We start from the raw sequence: 18,636 nt of genomic DNA on the forward strand, positions 1-18,636 counted from the left end.
GGATTGGAAAGTGATGAAACGCGCGATATCGGCCGCGTAAACGCAAAAACCCCACCGCGAGGGGTGGGGTTTCTGACGGGGTAAGGAGCCTGACGATTACCTACTTTCACACGGGCAATCCGCACTATCATTGGCGTGGAGTCGTTTCACGGTCCTGTTCGGGATGGGAAGGGGTGGGACCGACTCGCTATGGTCATCAGGCATGACGGGTTGTTGCGTCGCGGGGTGCGCGCCACAGCCAATCTGGAAGAAGTAGTTTCTGGTGATGCTCACCAGGGTAAGGCAGGTTGTGTTGTTTCTGGCACAACACTGATCTCAACCGTGTGTGGTCTGCATAAGACCCTGCGCTTTGCGCAGGGTGGGGCATCCATAAGCGCTGAAGCGCTAACGGCTGCCGACACACACCGGTTATAGGATCAAGCCTTACGGGCAATTAGTATCAGTTAGCTCAGTACATTACTGTACGTGCACACCTGACCTATCAACGTCCTGGTCTTGAACGACCCTTCAAGGGGCTCGAAGCCCCGGGGATATCTCATCTTAAGGCGAGTTTCCCGCTTAGATGCTTTCAGCGGTTATCTCTTCCGAACATAGCTACCCGGCGATGCCACTGGCGTGACAACCGGTACACCAGAGGTTCGTCCACTCCGGTCCTCTCGTACTAGGAGCAGCCCCCTTCAAATATCCAGCGCCCACGGCAGATAGGGACCAAACTGTCTCACGACGTTTTAAACCCAGCTCACGTACCTCTTTAAATGGCGAACAGCCATACCCTTGGGACCGGCTACAGCCCCAGGATGAGATGAGCCGACATCGAGGTGCCAAACACCGCCGTCGATATGAACTCTTGGGCGGTATCAGCCTGTTATCCCCAGAGTACCTTTTATCCGTTGAGCGATGGCCCTTCCATACAGAACCACCGGATCACTATGACCTGCTTTCGCACCTGTTCGACTTGTCAGTCTCACAGTCAAGCACGCTTATGCCATTGCACTATCAGCACGATTTCCGACCGTACCTAGCGTACCTTCGTACTCCTCCGTTACACTTTGGGAGGAGACCGCCCCAGTCAAACTGCCTACCATGCACTGTCCCCGATCCGGATCACGGACCAGGGTTAGAACCTCAAACAGATCAGGGTGGTATTTCAAGGTCGGCTCCACGCAAACTGGCGTTCACGCTTCACAGCCTCCCACCTATCCTACACAGACCGGTTCAAAGTCCAATGCAAAGCTACAGTAAAGGTTCATGGGGTCTTTCCGTCTAGCCGCGGGGAGATTGCATCATCACAAACACTTCAACTTCGCTGAGTCTCGGGAGGAGACAGTGTGGCCATCGTTACGCCATTCGTGCAGGTCGGAACTTACCCGACAAGGAATTTCGCTACCTTAGGACCGTTATAGTTACGGCCGCCGTTTACCGGGACTTCAATCAGGAGCTTGCACCCCATCATTTAATCTTCCGGCACCGGGCAGGCGTCACACCCTATACGTCCACTTTCGTGTTTGCAGAGTGCTGTGTTTTTATTAAACAGTCGCAGCCACCAGTTTATTGCAACCCTTTCACCCTTCTGGCGCAGGCCAGTCAGGCTATGAGGGCGTACCTTATCCCGAAGTTACGGTACCAATTTGCCGAGTTCCTTCTCCCGAGTTCTCTCAAGCGCCTTAGAATACTCATCTCGCCCACCTGTGTCGGTTTGCGGTACGGTCACTGTGAAACTGAAGCTTAGAGGCTTTTCCTGGAACCCCTTCCAGTTGCTTCGTCGCCTAAGCGACTCGCCTCGCACCCTTGAATCCCGCGCCCGGATTTGCCAAAGCGCCTTCTCCAATGCAAGGACCGGGACTTCCAACACCCGGACAACCTTCCGCGATCCGTCCCCCCATCGCATTTCACAATGGTGCAGAAATATTAATCTGCTTCCCATCAGCTACGCATTTCTGCCTCGCCTTAGGGGCCGACTCACCCTACGCCGATGAACGTTGCGTAGGAAACCTTGGGCTTACGGCGAGGGGGCCTTTCACCCCCTTTATCGCTACTCATGTCAGCATTCGCACTTCCGATACCTCCAGCACACTTTCCAGTGCACCTTCGCAGGCTTACGGAACGCTCTCCTACCATGCACATTACTGTGCATCCGCAGCTTCGGTATATGGCTTAGCCCCGTTACATCTTCCGCGCAGGACGACTCGATCAGTGAGCTATTACGCTTTCTTTAAAGGGTGGCTGCTTCTAAGCCAACCTCCTGACTGTTTTAGCCTTCCCACTTCGTTTCCCACTTAGCCATATTTGGGGACCTTAGCTGGCGGTCTGGGTTGTTTCCCTCTTGACACCGGACGTTAGCACCCGATGTCTGTCTCCCGTGATTGCACTCTTCGGTATTCGGAGTTTGCTATGGCGTAGTAATCCGCAATGGACCCCACAACCATGACAGTGCTCTACCCCCGAAGGTGATACACGAGGCACTACCTAAATAGTTTTCGGAGAGAACCAGCTATTTCCAGGTTTGTTTAGCCTTTCACCCCTATCCACAGCTCATCCCCTAACTTTTCAACGTTAGTGGGTTCGGTCCTCCAGCACGTGTTACCGTGCCTTCAACCTGGCCATGGATAGATCACCTGGTTTCGGGTCTACACCCAGCGACTGGACGCCCTGTTCGGACTCGCTTTCGCTACGCCTGCCCTAATCGGTTAAGCTCGCCACTGAATGTAAGTCGCTGACCCATTATACAAAAGGTACGCCGTCACCCCTTCGCAGAGGCTCCGACTGTTTGTATGCATGCGGTTTCAGGATCTGTTTCACTCCCCTCCCGGGGTTCTTTTCGCCTTTCCCTCACGGTACTGGTTCACTATCGGTCGATCACGAGTATTTAGCCTTGGAGGATGGTCCCCCCATCTTCAGACAGGATTTCACGTGTCCCGCCCTACTTCTCGTACACCCAGTCCTTCCATGCTGTTTTCGTCTACAGGGCTATCACCTGCTATGGCCGCACTTTCCAGAGCGTTCGACTAACAATACAGATAACGTGTACAGGCTGCTCCCATTTCGCTCGCCACTACTCTGGGAATCTCGGTTGATTTCTTTTCCTGCGGTTACTTAGATGTTTCAGTTCACCGCGTTCGCTTCGCGTAGCCTATGGATTCAGCTACGGATACCTCAGAAGAGGTGGGTTTCCCCATTCGGACATCTCCGGATCAAGGCTCGTTTGCCAGCTCCCCGGAGCTTTTCGCAGGCTACCGCGTCCTTCATCGCCTGTGATCGCCAAGGCATCCACCACATGCACTTGTTCGCTTGACCCTATAACGGGTGTGTCTCTGTCGACCAGTGTTAGCGCTTTAGCGCTTACTCTGGTCCCATCCCCGGAGGGGACAGGTTCCCGAAGGAGTCGACCATTCACGTTCCGCTACAGGTTGAGTATTCGTGTTGCGCCGTATTCCAAAGCGATCTCTCGATCACCTTTAAAATACATCGATACAATCACAACCCTGATTCACCTACTCACACACCCATCTCCAGGCACGCTTTCGTGAATCTCCTTACTACTTCTTCCTGATTGTTAAAGAACGACAGCCGGTATCAGGCTTGTGCCTCATACCGCCCTGACTGGCTCAATCGCCAATGCGCAACGCTCTGCCTTCATGCAGAGCCCTGCGCATTGAGGATTGGTGGAGGATGACGGGATCGAACCGACGACCCCCTGCTTGCAAAGCAGGTGCTCTCCCAGCTGAGCTAATCCCCCAGTCCCACAGCTATTCCAGAGGCCCCAGCCCTTCAGCTCACCAGACAAGACACTGGTGGGTCTGGATGGATTCGAACCATCGACCCCCGCCTTATCAAGACGGTGCTCTAACCGGCTGAGCTACAGACCCCTGAGCCTGTCTGCGTTTTCTTTCATCACCACAGCCGATAAGCGTGAGCACTTGACGCGAGCAATGCATAGCTCTGGAAAGGAGGTGATCCAGCCGCACCTTCCGATACGGCTACCTTGTTACGACTTCACCCCAGTCATGAATCCTACCGTGGTGACCGTCCTCCTTGCGGTTAGACTAGCCACTTCTGGTAAAACCCACTCCCATGGTGTGACGGGCGGTGTGTACAAGACCCGGGAACGTATTCACCGCGGCATGCTGATCCGCGATTACTAGCGATTCCAGCTTCACGCACTCGAGTTGCAGAGTGCGATCCGGACTACGATCGGTTTTCCGGGATTGGCTCCACCTCGCGGCTTGGCAACCCTCTGTTCCGACCATTGTATGACGTGTGAAGCCCTACCCATAAGGGCCATGAGGACTTGACGTCATCCCCACCTTCCTCCGGTTTGTCACCGGCAGTCTCCCTGGAGTGCTCTTGCGTAGCAACTAGGGACAAGGGTTGCGCTCGTTGCGGGACTTAACCCAACATCTCACGACACGAGCTGACGACAGCCATGCAGCACCTGTGTTATGGCTCCCTTTCGGGCACCCCCGGCTCTCGCCAGGATTCCATACATGTCAAGGGTAGGTAAGGTTTTTCGCGTTGCATCGAATTAATCCACATCATCCACCGCTTGTGCGGGTCCCCGTCAATTCCTTTGAGTTTTAATCTTGCGACCGTACTCCCCAGGCGGTCAACTTCACGCGTTAGCTTCGTTACCAAGCCAATGAAGGCCCGACAACCAGTTGACATCGTTTAGGGCGTGGACTACCAGGGTATCTAATCCTGTTTGCTCCCCACGCTTTCGTGCATGAGCGTCAGTATTGGCCCAGGGGGCTGCCTTCGCCATCGGTGTTCCTCCACATCTCTACGCATTTCACTGCTACACGTGGAATTCCACCCCCCTCTGCCATACTCCAGCGCTGCAGTCACCAATGCAGTTCCCAGGTTAAGCCCGGGGATTTCACATCGGTCTTACAGCACCGCCTGCGCACGCTTTACGCCCAGTAATTCCGATTAACGCTCGCACCCTACGTATTACCGCGGCTGCTGGCACGTAGTTAGCCGGTGCTTATTCTTCCGGTACCGTCATCCCCCAGGGGTATTAGCCCCGGAGCTTTCTTTCCGGACAAAAGTGCTTTACAACCCGAAGGCCTTCTTCACACACGCGGCATTGCTGGATCAGGGTTGCCCCCATTGTCCAAAATTCCCCACTGCTGCCTCCCGTAGGAGTCTGGGCCGTGTCTCAGTCCCAGTGTGGCTGGTCGTCCTCTCAGACCAGCTACAGATCGTCGGCTTGGTAGGCCTTTACCCCACCAACTACCTAATCTGCCATCGGCCGCCCCTTGAGCGCGAGGTCCCGAAAGATCCCCCGCTTTCCTCCTCAGAGCGTATGCGGTATTAATCCGGCTTTCGCCGGGCTATCCCCCACTCCAGGACACGTTCCGATGTATTACTCACCCGTTCGCCACTCGCCACCAGACCGAAGTCCGTGCTGCCGTCCGACTTGCATGTGTAAGGCATGCCGCCAGCGTTCAATCTGAGCCAGGATCAAACTCTTCAGTTCAAACCTGTTACTGTTTTCGGTCCATCTCTGAACCGGTCGCTCACTCAACGTACTGACGATGATCAATCCGTCTTCCGACAGATCAACCTTCCTCTGATACTGTGTGAGGCTTCCTGATACTGTTGCCTGACAGCAGGTTCCGCAGAACCCGCCGCCGCACCGCGCATCAAGCGCCCACACTTATCGGCTGTTAGTTTTTAAAGATCGTTCCGCCCAACCCGCAGCACCTGCACCACAACCACCGGCACCGCTTCGTTTGCGTCGCTGCATCTGCAGCAGAGAAGCGAGATTATGGAGAACTTCCTTCGGATCGTCAACAGGTTTTTATCACTCGCCTGACCTGCCCACGCCGCTGAAACCCCCGCCATCCAAGGCTTCCCGCTTCTCCGTGCCCCGGCGTCCGGAGCACGAAAGAGCGGAATTCTAGTCGCCGCCATCGGGACTTGCAAGCCATATTTTGACAAGCGTATTAACGGTGCTTGAAAACCGGTTTGCGCTTCTCCACGAACGCGGCCATGCCCTCTTTCTGGTCTTCGGTGGCGAAGAGCGAATGAAACAGGCGGCGCTCGAAATGCACGCCCTCCGCGAGCGTCGTTTCATAGGCACGGTTGACCGACTCCTTGATCATCATCACAGCCGGCAGCGGGAACTCCCCAATGGTGGCGGCCGCGCTGACTGCTTCGTCAAGCAGCGATGCCGCCGCGATCACCCGCGAAACCAGTCCGGCGCGCTCCGCTTCGGCGGCATCCATGAAGCGGGCGGTCAAACAGAGGTCCATTGCCTTCGCTTTCGACACCGCGCGCGGCAAGCGCTGCGTGCCGCCCGCGCCCGGCATGATGCCGAGCTTGATTTCCGGCTGACCGAACTTCGCCGTATCAGCGGCGAAAATGATGTCGCACATCATCGCCAATTCGCAGCCGCCGCCGAGCGCGAAGCCCGCCACCGCGGCAATGATCGGCTTACGGATCGAGCGAACCGTTTCCCAGTTGCGCGTGATGTAGTCGCCCTTGTAGACATCCATATAAGTGTAGGACGCCATCATGCCGATGTCCGCGCCGGCAGCGAACGCTTTCTCGCTGCCCGTCACGACGATCGCGCCAATCGCCTCGTCGCCGTCAAACTCCCGCAGCGCGGCGCCCAGTTCGTCCATCAGCGCGTCGTTGAGCGCATTCAAAGCCTTCGGACGATTGAGCGTAATCAATCCGACCCGCCCCCGTGTCTCAACCAAAATGTTTTCGTAAGCCATGCCGCCTCCGCAAGAGTTAATTGCACGCGAAAACGCTTCGCGCATCGTTCATAGTGATGCTACTATTCACCAACCAACCGGTCGGTCAATTATTCGACAGGTTCTTCCCAACGCACAGCCGAGTCCTCTTTGCCATGACACATCCGCTATTCACCAAGCACAAGGACACGCTGCACAAAGCGCTCGCCGCGCTCGAAGCGCGCGGCTACTGGAGCCCGTTCGTCGAGATGCCCAGTCCGAAAGTGTACGGGGAAGCAGCCAACGCGGACGGCGAAGCCGCGTTCAAGGACCTTCTCGACAAGACGTTCGACCTGGACCAACCGTCGACCGGCGAAACCGTCGGCACGGAAGTCTCGCCGTTCGGCTTTCCACTCGGCGTGCGTTACCCGAAAGCCGACCCCAGCGCGCTCATCACCGTGTCCGCCGCGGCGCAACGCGATTGGCGCGCGGCCGGCCCGCAGGCATGGATCGGCGTGAGCCTCGAAATCCTCGCGCACCTGAATCACGCCAGCTTCGAGCTCGGCTACAGCGTGATGCACACGACCGGTCAGGCGTTCATGATGGCCTTCCAGGCAGGGGGCCCGCACGCGCAGGATCGCGCGCTCGAAGCGGTCGCGTACGCCTGGGATCAGCTGCGCCGTATTCCCGCCGAAGCGCACTGGGAAAAACCGCAAGGCAAAAACCCGCCGCTCGCGATGCACAAGCGCTACACCGTCGTGCCGCGCGGCATCGGCCTCGTGCTCGGCTGCTGCACATTTCCGACGTGGAACGGCTATCCGGGTCTGTTCGCCGATCTGGCCACCGGCAACACGGTGATCGTCAAGCCGCATCCAGGCGCGATTCTGCCGCTCGCGCTGACCGCGCGCATCGCGCGTGACGTGTTGCGCGAAGCGGGCTTCGATCCGAACGTCGTCACGCTGCTGGCCACCGACCCGAACGACGGCGCCCTCGTCCAGCAACTGGCCCAGCGGCCCGAGATCAAACTGATCGATTTCACGGGCAGCACCCAGAACGGCACCTGGCTCGAGCGCAACGCGCATCAGGCGCAGGTCTACACCGAAAAAGCCGGCGTCAACCAGATCGTGATCGACTCGGTCGACGATATCAAAGCGGCCGCGCGCAATATCGCGTTCTCGCTGGCGCTGTACTCGGGCCAGATGTGCACCGCGCCGCAAAACATCTACGTGCCACGAGACGGCATTCGCACCGCGGACGGCACGCTCGGCTTTGACGATGTCGCCCAGACGCTTGCCGGCGCTGTGAAAAAGCTCGTCGCCGATCCGGCCCGCGCGGTTGAACTGCTCGGCGCGATTCAGAACGAAGGTGTCGTGCAGCGCATCGACGAAGCAGCCAGGCTCGGCCGCGTTCTCGTCGCGAGCCAGACGCTCGAGCATCCGTCCTTTCCGGGCGCTCGCGTGCGCACACCGCTCGTATTGCAACTCGACGCCGCGACCGACCGCACCCAGTTCGCGAGAGAATGGTTCGGGCCGATCTCGTTCGTCATCGCGACGGACTCGACCGCGCAGTCGCTCGATCTCGCGGGCAACATCGCCGCCGAGCACGGCGCGCTGACGCTATCGGTCTACAGCACGGACGACGCGGTGCTCGACGCCGCGCACGAAGCTTCGATTCGCGGCGGCGTCGCGCTGTCGATCAACCTGACCGGCGGCGTGTTCGTCAACCAGTCCGCGGCTTTTTCGGACTTTCACGGCACCGGTGCCAACCCGGCCGCCAATGCCGCGCTGGCCGATGCCGCTTTCGTCGCCAACCGCTTCCGTGTCGTGCAAAGCCGCGTTCATGTTGAACCGAAAACGCCTCCGGTGGTAGCCGGCTGAAAGGCATAGAAAGCAGCGTCCGCAGACAGCACGACTTCGTCCTATGCCTTTCGGCGGATGGACCGGGTCGTGCGATGTCACTAACATCAAAGCATCGGACCGGCATCACACGTCGACGCTAGCCGAGCCGCCGTGCCCGTCGGTCAACGAGACTTTGAGGAGACACCCCATGTCATATGAAGCGATCCGGCTGGACATCGACTCATCGAGCCACGTCGCCACCATCACACTGAACCGCCCGGACAAGCTCAACAGCTTCACGCGCGCGATGCATCAGGAACTCGGCGCGGCGCTCGAACAGGTCGAAACGTCCAGCGCCCGTGCGCTCGTGCTCACCGGCGCGGGCCGCGGCTTCTGCGCCGGTCAGGATCTCGCTGACCTCGATTTCACGCCCGGCGCCATGACCGACCTCGGCGCGGTGATCCATGAATACTTCAATCCGTTGATCCGCCGTCTGCAGGCGCTGCCGCTTCCAGTGATCGCGGCGGTCAATGGCACGGCCGCCGGCGCGGGCGCCAATCTCGCGTTGGCCTGCGACCTGGTGCTCGCGGCGCGCTCAGCGAGCTTCATCCAGGCGTTCGTGAAGATTGGGCTCGTGCCGGATTCGGGCGGCACGTGGTTTCTGCCGCAGCGTGTGGGCATGGCACGCGCGCTCGGGCTCGCGATCACCGGCGACAAGCTCAGCGCCGACAAAGCCGAAAGCTGGGGTTTGATCTGGCAAGTGCTCGACGACGGCGAAGTCGCTCCGGCCGCAGCGAAACTTGCGGCGCGGCTCGCGCAGCAACCAACCCGCGCGATCGCCGCGATCAAGCAGGCGATGCGTGCCAGCGCGACGCAAACGCTCGCCCAGCAACTCGATCTCGAGCGTGATCTGCAGCGCGAACTCGGCACCTCGCACGATTACGCGGAAGGCGTTCAGGCATTTATCGAAAAGCGCGCACCTCGCTTCGAGGGGCGTTGAGATGTCGACGCAAACCACCCGTCCCGACCAGATGACACCCGACGAACTCGCCCGCGCAACGGCCGCCGCGATGTACGAAAACGATGCCTGCAGCCGCGCGCTCGGGCTCGAAATTCTCGAAGTGCGTCCCGGCTATGCGCGGCTGCGCATGGCGGTGCGCGACGACTTCCTTAACGGCCATCAGATCTGCCACGGTGGCTTGATCTTCACGCTCGCCGATTCGACCTTCGCGTTCGCCTGCAATACCTACAACATCAATACGGTCGCGGCCGGCTGCTCGATCGAGTATCTCCGGCCGGTCTACGGCGCCGACGTGCTGAGCGCCGAGGCGGTCGAACAGACATTGAGCGGGCGCACAGGCATCTACGATATCCGCGTGACGAATCGGGCCGGCGAGACTGTCGCGATGTTTCGCGGCAAGTCGGCGCAAACCAAGGGCAACCTGATTCCCCCCGGCGACTAACAGCTAGCGGCGGCAAACCAGTGCCGCCCACGCGGACAACCGGCCGCGTGGTTTTCTGGCATCAACGCGTCACATATCAGACTCAGATACTGAGGCAGCAAGGAGACATTCGATGAGCACCGTCCTTCCGCTCGATCCGATCGAGACCGCCAGCCGCGACGAGCTCGCCACGCTCCAACTTGAACGGCTCAAATGGTCGCTGAACCATGCGTATGAAAATTCGCCGGTGTATCGGCGCAAGTTCGACGAAGCCGGCGTTCATCCGGGCGATGTCAAGTCGCTCGCGGACCTCGCGCGATTTCCGTTCACGACGAAGAAGGATTTGCGCGACAACTATCCGTTCGGGATGTTCGCCGTACCGCAGGAGCAGATTTCGCGAATCCACGCGTCGTCCGGGACGACCGGCAAGCCGACCGTCGTCGGCTATACGGCGCGCGACATCGACACGTGGGCGAATCTCGTCGCGCGTTCGGTGCGCGCCGCCGGCGCGAAGCGCGGCGACAAGGTGCACGTGAGCTACGGCTACGGCCTCTTCACGGGCGGCCTAGGCGCGCACTACGGCGCCGAGCGCGCGGGACTCACCGTCATTCCGTTCGGCGGTGGCCAGACCGAGAAGCAGGTGCAACTGATCCAGGACTTCCGGCCGGATATCATCATGGTGACGCCGAGCTATATGCTGTCGATCGCCGACGAACTCGAACGCCAGGGTATCGACCCGGCGAGCTGCTCATTGCGCATCGGCATCTTCGGCGCTGAGCCGTGGACCAACGACATGCGCGAGGCAATCGAAAAACGCATGGGCATCGATGCGGTCGACATCTACGGTCTCTCTGAAGTGATGGGCCCGGGCGTCGCCTCGGAGTTCGTCGAGACCAAAGACGGCCCGACGATCTGGGAAGACCATTTCTATCCCGAGATCATCGACCCTGAAACGGGCGAGGTGCTGCCCGATGGCGAACTCGGCGAACTCGTGTTCACGTCTCTGACGAAAGAAGCGCTACCGATCATCCGCTACCGCACGCGCGATCTCACGCGCCTGCTGCCGGGCAGCGCCCGCACGATGCGGCGGATGGAAAAAATCACCGGCCGCTCGGACGACATGATGATCGTACGCGGCGTCAACGTGTTCCCGACGCAGATCGAAGAACTGCTGCTCAAGCAGCACGCGCTCGCGCCGCACTATCAGATCGTGCTGACGAAGGAAGGGCCGCTCGACGTGTTGACGCTGAACGTCGAACCGTGCCCCGAAAGCGCGCCGGATACTTCCGCGCTAACCACCGCGAAAAACGCGTTGGCTTACGACATCAAGGCGCTGATTGGCGTGAGCGCGGTGGTGAACGTGCTGGCGGTGAATGGAATCGAGCGCTCGGTGGGCAAGGCGCGGCGCGTGGTGGACAAGCGCGGGTCGGGGCTCTGACCCGGGCGACGGCCAACCCGCAACGCTCAGCGTAAGCGCGGCAGAGTCAAACGCGTCTCGCGAAAGTCGCTGTACTCGAAACGGCTGTCACGCTCCCGTCTGCGCCCCACCGCCTCAGGAATTCGGCAGCAGCAACCACATCCGGCCGCCCTGCTTCATCTTGCCAGCCAGGTCGCCGGCATCGTCGCCGAGACCCCAGAAGTAGTCGGCGCGCACACCGCCCTTGATGGCGGTGCCTGTGTCCTGTGCGAACACGAGGCGGTTCATCGGCGAGTTCGTCAGCGGCCGTGTAGTCTGCAGGAATACCGGCGTCCCGAGCGGAATCGCGCTCGGGTCGACCGCAATCGAGCGCTCTGGCGTCAGCGGCACGCCGAGCGCGCCGATCGGACCGTCCGCACCGCCGCTCGGCATACTTTCGGCCGACGGCATCTCGCGGAAAAACACGAAGCGAGGATTGGTGTCGAGCAGACCATCGACGCGCGTCGGATTCGCGCGTGCCCATGCCTTGATACCCTGCATCGTCGCCTGCGCGGGTGTGATCTCGCCATGATCGAGCAGCCAGCGCCCGATCGACTTGTACGGCTGATTGTTGGTGCCGCCAAAGCCGACCCGCATCACGCTGCCGTCTTCCATCACGATGCGCCCGGAACCCTGCACCTGCAGGAAGAACGCTTCGATCGGATCGTCGACCCAGACGAGTTCGTTGCCGCTGAGCGCGCCCGAGCGTTCGAGCTGGCCGCGCGCCGGCATCGGCGCCCCCGCGCGATAGCCGGCGGGCCAACGGTACAGCGCGGTCTGATACACCCCATGCCGCGTGCGCGAACCCCGCAGCAGGGGCTCGTAGTAACCGGTGACCAGACCGTCGAGTGTGCCATCGCTATTCGCGAGCTGGAACGGCGTGAAGTAGGCTTCGAAGAAGGCCCGCGCGCTGGTGACGTCGAGATCGTCGATTTGCGCGGCCGCCGCGCATGCACGCGACCAGTTTGGCTGACGCGCGAGCCTCGCGCAGTTTTGCCGCAACGCGGCCGTCGCGCCGATCAGGGAGTCGTCCTGCCAGCCCGGCACCTGCTGCCACGCCACCGCGGTCAAGCGCGTCGAGGCGATCTGGCCGGGGATGATCGCCGCGCCGCTCGGCGGTGAAGGCCAGATCGCGCCGCCGCCACCGCAGGACGCAAGCAACACCGCAACCGACAATGCACCGAGCCAGGCGCCGGCCCGGCCGACAAAACGCATACAATGTTCTTTATTGATGGAAACCGCCATGTCCGATCTGTTCGACGAATACCCGATGCTCATCTTCGCGCTGGAATCGCTGCTCGCGCTGTTCCTGCTCGTCTTTATCGTTGTGTGGACGTCGTCTGGCAAGAAAAAAGCCTCGCGTGCCAAGTCGGCGGAACGCTCCCAACAGCAAAAGCCGCAGTGACCCTGGTCTGCGAGCAGTCCACAACCGCACCCTTCACCGCGTCAAGCGCTCGCCCGAGCGCCCATCCCTCCACTCAACTGCCCGCTGCGCCGCGCGCCCATGCGAACTCATTAAAGACCGCGTAGCACCGCGCCGGTTCAATGCAACGTTCGCGGCATGCGCAACACGAACTCCGGCACCGGCGCCTCGAAGCGCTCGCCGTCCTCCGCCACGCAGAAGTAATCGCCGCGCATCGTGCCGACTGGCGTCGCGATCACTGCCCAACTCGTGTATTCGAAATGCTCGCCCGGTTTGAGCAGCGGCTGATGACCGACCACGCCGAGGCCTTTGACTTCCTGCACCGTGTTTTCGCTGTCGGCGATGATCCAGTGACGCGCGATCAACTGTGCAGGCACCTGGCCGGTGTTACGGATGGTCAGCGTGTAGGCAAACGCGTACTGGCGGCGCTCCGGGTCCGATTCTTCGGGCAAGTATTGCACCTGCGCCGAGACGCTGAATTCGTACTGGCTCATCCTGATTCCGGTCTGATCAAACTGGCTGTGAATAATCGTGGAAGGCCCGAACGCCAATGATCTGCTGGTGCAGCGGCGATGCGGCGCTCATGAAATGGCATTCTGCTTGATGCGCGGCATGGCCGCAACCGGACACGCCTTTCGGCCAGGAACGCCTAAGAAGTTCGGACACGACTGCGTTGCCGCGCCGTTTCTCTCAGCTGTTTTTGCGCGGGCACTTTGCGACTTTCATCGCGCGATTCGGCCACGCCAACCGCGGCCCGAACCCCGGTCAGCACGCGCAAAAACGGTAAAATGGCGCTTTCCCGCTTGCATTTTCCCCGCCATGACGCAATTTCGCATCGCCCCCAGCATTCTTTCCGCCGATTTCGCCCGTCTGGGCGAAGAGGTCCGCAACGTCGTCGCCGCCGGCGCCGACTGGATCCATTTCGACGTGATGGACAACCACTACGTGCCGAACCTGACCATCGGCCCACTCGTTTGCGAAGCGATCCGCCCGCACGTGGATGTCCCGATCGACGTGCACCTGATGGTGCGCCCCGTCGACCGCATCGTGCCGGACTTCGCGAAAGCCGGCGCGAACCTGATCAGCTTTCACCCGGAGGCGTCGGATCACATCGACCGCACGCTGTCGCTGATCCGCGACCACGGCTGCAAGGCCGGCCTCGTGTTCAATCCGGCGACGTCGCTGAACTATCTCGATCACGTGATGGACAAGGTCGACCTCGTGCTGATCATGTCGGTGAACCCGGGCTTCGGCGGCCAGTCGTTCATCCCCGAGGCGCTCAACAAGCTGCGCGAAGCGCGCAAGCGCATCGATGCGTACAACGAGCGCACCGGCCGCGACATCCACCTCGAAGTGGACGGCGGCGTGAAGGTCGACAACATTGCGGAAATCGCGGCAGCCGGCGCGGACACGTTCGTGGCCGGCTCGGCGATTTTCGGCCAGCCCGATCACAAGGTCGTGATCGACAAGATGCGCGCCGCCCTCGCCACCGTCCAGCGCTAATCCTACGATGACGGCTCCATACCCTGCCCCGAACTTCACCGGCCCGCGCGTCGAAGCCGCGATCATCGACCTCGACGGCACGATGATCGACACCGCCGACGACTTCACCGCCGGCCTGAACGGCATGCTCGCTCAGCTCGACGCGGAAGAAACGACGCGCGAGGAAGTGGTCGGCTACGTCGGCAAGGGTTCGGAGCATCTGATCCGCAGCGTGCTCGCGCCGCGCTTCGAAGCCGAGCACGCGCAACAGCGCTTCGACGAAGCGCTCGCGATCTATCAGGCCGAGTACGCGAAGATCAACGGCGTGCACACGCGGCTTTATCCGGACGTCGAAGCCGGTCTGCGCGCGCTGCGCGACGCGGGCCTGAAGCTCGCCTGCGTGACCAACAAGCCGCACCGCTTCGCGCTCGAATTGCTGCAGCAGTACCGGCTTGCCCCGTATTTCAGTGTCGTGCTCGGCGGCGACAGTCTCGCGAAGAAGAAGCCGGACCCGCTGCCGATGCTGACCGCCGCCGCGCAACTCAGTGTCGAGCCGCGTGCCACGGTCGCGATCGGCGACTCGGAAAACGACGCGTTGGCGGGCCGCGCGGCCGGCATGGCGACGCTTACTGTGCCCTACGGATACAACCATGGCCAAGCTATACAAACAATAAAATCCGATGGTATAGTTGCCTCGCTGCTCGACGCCGCCAAGGCGATTGCGGCGCACCAATCCACGATTTAACAGTCCTTCATCCTCATGTTTCTGAATAAAAAACGGAGTCTGATTAGCATCGACCGGGGAGCCTGGCCCTGGCGTCGCTGGTCGCGCTAACCTCGCCTGAGGTACGCTGGAGCTCGTCTTCGGCAACCGTTTTTTACTTCGCTGCGCTTACGCGCTTTTTCCATCGTTCTGTTTTTGCGCTGCTGCATCGGCTGGTTGGACCTGCGCGTACCCGCAAAGGTACCGTTGCTCTCCCGCACCGCTTGCACGCGCCGATGGGAGACCCGCGCCGGTCGGTATCATCGTGTCGAGAACGTCGACCCACGCCCTGACTGGAGGCGCTTAGCCCGCTTTGCCCGACGCTTGCCGCCGCCGGGCCACCGTACAGGATCGGAACATGACCGAACTCGAATTCCAGTCCCTCGCCAACGAGGGTTTCAACCGCATCCCGTTGATCGCCGAAGCGCTCGCCGACCTCGAGACGCCGCTGTCGCTATACCTGAAGCTCGCGCAGACCGAGCGCAACGGCGCGAACTCGTTCCTGCTGGAGTCGGTGGTGGGCGGCGAACGCTTCGGGCGTTATTCGTTCATCGGCTTGCCGGCGCGGACTCTGATGCGCACGCGCAACGGCGTGTCGGAAGTGGTGCGCGACGGCAAGGTCGTCGAGACGCACGACGGCGATCCACTCGCGTTCATCCAGCAATTCCAGGCGCGCTTCAAGGTCGCGCAACGCCCGGGGCTGCCGCGCTTCACGGGCGGTCTCGCCGGCTACTTTGGCTATGACGCGGTGCGCTACATCGAGAAGAAGCTCGCGCACAGCGCGCCGAAAGACGACCTCAATCTGCCCGACATCCAGCTGCTGCTGACCGAGGAAGTCGCCGTCATCGACAACCTCGCCGGCAAGCTCTATCTGGTGGTCTACGCCGACCCGACCCAGGCTGAGGCCTACACGAAAGCGAAGCACCGTCTGCGCGAACTGCGCCAGCGGCTGCGCGTCACCGTCGAGCCGCCCGTCGTGTCGGCCAGCGTGCGCACCGAGATCTACCGCGAATTCGCGAAAGACGATTACCTGGCCGCCGTGCGCAAGGCGAAGGAATACATCGCCGCCGGCGAACTGATGCAGGTGCAAGTCGGCCAGCGCCTGATCAAGCCGTACCGCGACAATCCGCTGTCGCTGTATCGCGCGCTGCGCTCGCTGAATCCGTCGCCGTACATGTACTACTACAACTTCGGCGACTTCCACGTGGTCGGCGCGTCGCCGGAGATTCTGGTACGCCAGGAAAAGCGCGGCGAGGACCGTATCGTCACAATCCGCCCGCTCGCCGGCACCCGTCCGCGCGGCAACACGCCCGAGCGCGATACCGCGCTCGCGACCGAACTGCTGAACGATCCGAAGGAAATCGCCGAGCATGTGATGCTGATCGACCTCGCGCGCAACGACGTCGGCCGCATCGCGCAGATCGGCTCGGTGGTCGTCACCGACAAGATGGTGATCGAGAAGTACTCGCACGTGCAGCACATCGTCAGTTCGGTCGAAGGCAAGCTCAAAAACGACATGACCAATTTCGACGTGCTGCGCGCCACCTTTCCGGCCGGCACGCTGTCGGGTGCGCCGAAGGTCCGCGCGATGGAGCTGATCGACGAGCTCGAACCCGTCAAGCGCGGCCTGTACGGCGGGGCGGTCGGCTACCTGTCGTTCACCGGCGAGATGGATCTGGCCATCACGATCCGCACCGGCGTGATCGCCAACGGCAATCTGTATGTGCAGGCGGCTGCGGGCGTGGTCGCCGATTCGGTGCCCGAATCCGAATGGCAGGAGACCGAGAACAAGGCACGCGCCGTAATGCGCGCCGCCGAGCAGGTCCAGGACGGCCTCGATAGCGACTTCTGACCGGAGACACACCATGCTGCTCATGATCGACAACTACGACTCGTTCACCTACAACCTGGTGCAGTACTTCGGCGAACTCGGCGAAGACGTGCGCACCTACCGCAACGACGAAATCACGCTCGATGAAATCGCGAAGCTGAACCCCGAGCGCATCTGCCTGTCGCCGGGCCCGAGCAATCCGCAGCACGCGGGCATCACGCTCGACGTGCTGCGCGAATTCGCCGGCAAGACGCCGATTCTCGGCGTCTGCCTCGGCCATCAGGCGATCGGCGAGGCGTTCGGCGGCCGCGTCGTGCGCGCGCAGACCATCATGCACGGCAAGGTCAGCACGATCGAAACCGACTGCAAAGGCGTATTCGCGGACCTGCCGAAGCATTTCACCGTAACGCGCTACCACTCGCTCGCGATCGAACGCGAATCGCTGCCCGACTGCCTCGAAGTATCGGCATGGACCGATGACGGCGAAATCATGGGCGTGCGCCACAAGGAACTCGCGGTCGAAGGCGTGCAGTTCCATCCGGAATCGATCCTGTCCGAACACGGCCACGCGCTGCTCGAAAACTTCGTCAAGCAGTCGAAGCTCGCCGTCGCCGGCAAGGCCTCGCATCACGCGGCGTCCCGCAATGTCTGACACAAAGAGAGACGAGATCATGTCGATTACGCCCCAGGAAGCCTTGCAGCGGACCATCGAGCACCGCGAGATTTTCCACGACGAAATGCTGCACCTGATGCGCCTCATCATGCGCGGCGAGCTTTCGCCCGTGATGTCGGCGGCGATCATCACCGGCCTGCGCGTCAAAAAAGAGACCATCGGCGAAATCACCGCGGCCGCCACGGTGATGCGTGAATTTGCCCGGCACGTCGAGGTGCAGGACAACTCGAACTTCGTCGACATCGTCGGCACCGGCGGCGACGGCGCGCACACGTTCAACATTTCCACCGCGACGATGTTCGTGTCGGCCGCGGCGGGCGCGAAGGTCGCGAAGCACGGCAATCGCGGCGTGTCGAGCAAGTCGGGCAGCGCGGACGTGCTCGAAGCGCTCGGCGTCAACATCGATCTGCAACCAGAGCAGGTCGCGGCATCGATTGCGGAAACGGGCATGGGCTTCATGTTCGCACCGAACCATCATCCGGCGATGAAAAACGTCGCGCCGGTACGCCGGGAACTCGGCATCCGCACGATCTTCAATATCCTCGGCCCGCTCACCAATCCGGCCGGCGCGCCGAATCAGCTGATGGGCGTGTTCCACCCCGACCTCGTCGGCATTCAGGTACGCGTGATGCAGCGCCTCGGCGCCAGGCACGTGCTCGTCGTGTACGGCATGGACGGCATGGACGAAGTGTCGCTCGGCGGTGCCACGCTCGTCGGCGAGTTGCGCGACGGCGAGATCCGCGAGTACGAGATCCATCCGGAAGACTTCGGCATGCAGATGGTGTCGAACCGTACGCTCAAAGTCGCCGACGCGGGCGAGTCGAAGGTCATGCTGCTCGACGCGCTCAGCAACAAGCCCGGCGTCGCGCGCGAAATCGTCACGCTGAACGCCGGCACGGCACTCTATTCGGCGAACGTCGCGGCCACGATCGCGGACGGCATCGAGCTCGCGCGCGAAGCGATCGCGAGCGGCAAGGCGCGCGCGAAGGTCGACGAACTGGTGCGCTTCACCCAGCAATTCAAGCAGTAATCACGTAGCGAGACATTT

Annotated in this window: 13 protein-coding genes, 2 tRNA genes and 3 rRNA genes; 10 read left to right on the top strand and 8 right to left on the bottom strand. The window is 61.2% G+C overall.

Features of this window, described 5'->3' with window-relative positions; all coding sequences use genetic code 11:
• Nucleotides 1-87 precede the first annotated feature (87 nt).
• From rrf to OKW43_RS11345, 6 genes are all read right to left on the bottom strand, one after another.
• Nucleotides 88-201 (bottom strand): 5S ribosomal RNA (gene rrf, locus OKW43_RS11320).
• A 211-nt stretch (nucleotides 202-412) separates the two neighbouring features.
• Nucleotides 413-3,294: ribosomal RNA gene (locus OKW43_RS11325) — 23S ribosomal RNA — on the bottom strand.
• A 366-nt stretch (nucleotides 3,295-3,660) separates the two neighbouring features.
• A tRNA-Ala gene (locus OKW43_RS11330) sits at nucleotides 3,661-3,736 on the bottom strand.
• Between the two features lie 53 nt (nucleotides 3,737-3,789).
• Nucleotides 3,790-3,866 (bottom strand) — tRNA-Ile (locus OKW43_RS11335).
• A 77-nt stretch (nucleotides 3,867-3,943) separates the two neighbouring features.
• Nucleotides 3,944-5,476 (bottom strand): 16S ribosomal RNA (locus OKW43_RS11340).
• The 16S, 23S and 5S rRNA genes sit together here with 2 tRNA genes alongside, the layout of an rRNA operon.
• A gap of 469 nt (nucleotides 5,477-5,945) precedes the next feature.
• Nucleotides 5,946-6,722, bottom strand: a complete 777-nt coding sequence (locus OKW43_RS11345) for an enoyl-CoA hydratase (protein ID WP_429447426.1) — start codon at nucleotides 6,720-6,722, stop codon at nucleotides 5,946-5,948.
• Between the two features lie 134 nt (nucleotides 6,723-6,856).
• Here OKW43_RS11345 and paaN point away from each other — a divergent pair, with 134 nt between their 5' ends.
• The 4 genes from paaN (at nucleotide 6,857) to paaK (ending at nucleotide 11,398) form a co-directional block, all read left to right on the top strand.
• Nucleotides 6,857-8,557 carry a phenylacetic acid degradation protein PaaN gene (gene paaN, locus OKW43_RS11350; protein ID WP_429447428.1) on the top strand — a complete coding sequence of 567 codons (1,701 nt, stop codon included), beginning with the start codon at nucleotides 6,857-6,859 and terminating at the stop codon, nucleotides 8,555-8,557.
• 169 nt (nucleotides 8,558-8,726) lie between these two features.
• Nucleotides 8,727-9,518 (top strand): 2-(1,2-epoxy-1,2-dihydrophenyl)acetyl-CoA isomerase PaaG, encoded by a 792-nt coding sequence (gene paaG, locus OKW43_RS11355; protein ID WP_187636000.1) that lies wholly within the window; start codon nucleotides 8,727-8,729, stop codon nucleotides 9,516-9,518.
• A gap of 1 nt (nucleotide 9,519) precedes the next feature.
• Nucleotides 9,520-9,981, top strand: coding sequence for a hydroxyphenylacetyl-CoA thioesterase PaaI (gene paaI, locus OKW43_RS11360; RefSeq protein WP_187636001.1), 462 nt, complete (start codon nucleotides 9,520-9,522; stop codon nucleotides 9,979-9,981).
• Between the two features lie 112 nt (nucleotides 9,982-10,093).
• Entirely contained in the window at nucleotides 10,094-11,398 is a 1,305-nt protein-coding gene (paaK, locus tag OKW43_RS11365; protein ID WP_429447431.1) for a phenylacetate--CoA ligase PaaK, read from the top strand.
• 114 nt (nucleotides 11,399-11,512) lie between these two features.
• Here the strand turns inward: paaK and mltA are convergent, their stop codons facing one another.
• A complete protein-coding gene (gene mltA / locus OKW43_RS11370; protein ID WP_429447433.1) occupies nucleotides 11,513-12,631 on the bottom strand; it encodes a murein transglycosylase A in 1,119 nt (372 codons plus the stop codon).
• 28 nt (nucleotides 12,632-12,659) lie between these two features.
• Here mltA and OKW43_RS11375 point away from each other — a divergent pair, with 28 nt between their 5' ends.
• Nucleotides 12,660-12,821: a hypothetical protein gene (locus OKW43_RS11375; RefSeq protein ID WP_429447435.1), complete on the top strand. Its 162-nt coding sequence runs from the start codon at nucleotides 12,660-12,662 to the stop codon at nucleotides 12,819-12,821.
• 137 nt (nucleotides 12,822-12,958) lie between these two features.
• On the opposite strand, the gene apaG is transcribed toward OKW43_RS11375, so the two are convergent.
• Complete coding sequence (gene apaG / locus OKW43_RS11380; protein WP_187636004.1) at nucleotides 12,959-13,333, bottom strand: Co2+/Mg2+ efflux protein ApaG; 375 nt, start codon at nucleotides 13,331-13,333, stop codon at nucleotides 12,959-12,961.
• A 325-nt stretch (nucleotides 13,334-13,658) separates the two neighbouring features.
• Between apaG and rpe the strand changes: the two genes are divergently transcribed.
• The 5 genes from rpe to trpD all read left to right on the top strand — a co-directional run bounded on the left by rpe (nucleotide 13,659) and on the right by trpD (nucleotide 18,618).
• Nucleotides 13,659-14,342: a ribulose-phosphate 3-epimerase gene (gene rpe, locus OKW43_RS11385; RefSeq protein ID WP_035494955.1), complete on the top strand. Its 684-nt coding sequence runs from the start codon at nucleotides 13,659-13,661 to the stop codon at nucleotides 14,340-14,342.
• A 7-nt stretch (nucleotides 14,343-14,349) separates the two neighbouring features.
• Complete coding sequence (locus OKW43_RS11390) at nucleotides 14,350-15,066, top strand: phosphoglycolate phosphatase (RefSeq protein WP_429447437.1); 717 nt, start codon at nucleotides 14,350-14,352, stop codon at nucleotides 15,064-15,066.
• Between the two features lie 376 nt (nucleotides 15,067-15,442).
• Complete coding sequence (gene trpE, locus OKW43_RS11395; RefSeq protein ID WP_429447439.1) at nucleotides 15,443-16,936, top strand: anthranilate synthase component I; 1,494 nt, start codon at nucleotides 15,443-15,445, stop codon at nucleotides 16,934-16,936.
• A 13-nt stretch (nucleotides 16,937-16,949) separates the two neighbouring features.
• Nucleotides 16,950-17,567 (top strand): aminodeoxychorismate/anthranilate synthase component II, encoded by a 618-nt coding sequence (locus tag OKW43_RS11400; protein WP_429447441.1) that lies wholly within the window; start codon nucleotides 16,950-16,952, stop codon nucleotides 17,565-17,567.
• Nucleotides 17,568-17,586: 19 nt separating this feature from the next.
• Nucleotides 17,587-18,618, top strand: a complete 1,032-nt coding sequence (gene trpD / locus OKW43_RS11405; RefSeq protein WP_429447446.1) for an anthranilate phosphoribosyltransferase — start codon at nucleotides 17,587-17,589, stop codon at nucleotides 18,616-18,618.
• The last annotated feature ends 18 nt before the right edge of the window (nucleotides 18,619-18,636 follow it).

Origin of the sequence: Paraburkholderia sp. WC7.3g, from assembly GCF_050436345.1 — a bacterium.
GTDB classification, from domain to species: Bacteria; Pseudomonadota; Gammaproteobacteria; order Burkholderiales; family Burkholderiaceae; genus Paraburkholderia; species Paraburkholderia podalyriae.

What these genes read in the sequence shown, in the direction of transcription:
- mltA (WP_429447433.1), bottom strand. Translation starts at nt 12,631, where the DNA reads ATGCGTTTTGTCGGCCGGGCCGGCGCCTGGCTCGGTGCATTGTCGGTT.
- paaI (WP_187636001.1), top strand. Translation starts at nt 9,520, where the DNA reads ATGTCGACGCAAACCACCCGTCCCGACCAGATGACACCCGACGAACTC.
- trpE (WP_429447439.1), top strand. Translation starts at nt 15,443, where the DNA reads ATGACCGAACTCGAATTCCAGTCCCTCGCCAACGAGGGTTTCAACCGC.
- apaG (WP_187636004.1), bottom strand. Translation starts at nt 13,333, where the DNA reads ATGAGCCAGTACGAATTCAGCGTCTCGGCGCAGGTGCAATACTTGCCC.
- OKW43_RS11400 (WP_429447441.1), top strand. Translation starts at nt 16,950, where the DNA reads ATGCTGCTCATGATCGACAACTACGACTCGTTCACCTACAACCTGGTG.
- paaG (WP_187636000.1), top strand. Translation starts at nt 8,727, where the DNA reads ATGTCATATGAAGCGATCCGGCTGGACATCGACTCATCGAGCCACGTC.
- paaK (WP_429447431.1), top strand. Translation starts at nt 10,094, where the DNA reads ATGAGCACCGTCCTTCCGCTCGATCCGATCGAGACCGCCAGCCGCGAC.
- paaN (WP_429447428.1), top strand. Translation starts at nt 6,857, where the DNA reads ATGACACATCCGCTATTCACCAAGCACAAGGACACGCTGCACAAAGCG.
- rpe (WP_035494955.1), top strand. Translation starts at nt 13,659, where the DNA reads ATGACGCAATTTCGCATCGCCCCCAGCATTCTTTCCGCCGATTTCGCC.
- trpD (WP_429447446.1), top strand. Translation starts at nt 17,587, where the DNA reads ATGTCGATTACGCCCCAGGAAGCCTTGCAGCGGACCATCGAGCACCGC.
- OKW43_RS11390 (WP_429447437.1), top strand. Translation starts at nt 14,350, where the DNA reads ATGACGGCTCCATACCCTGCCCCGAACTTCACCGGCCCGCGCGTCGAA.
- OKW43_RS11345 (WP_429447426.1), bottom strand. Translation starts at nt 6,722, where the DNA reads ATGGCTTACGAAAACATTTTGGTTGAGACACGGGGGCGGGTCGGATTG.
- OKW43_RS11375 (WP_429447435.1), top strand. Translation starts at nt 12,660, where the DNA reads ATGTCCGATCTGTTCGACGAATACCCGATGCTCATCTTCGCGCTGGAA.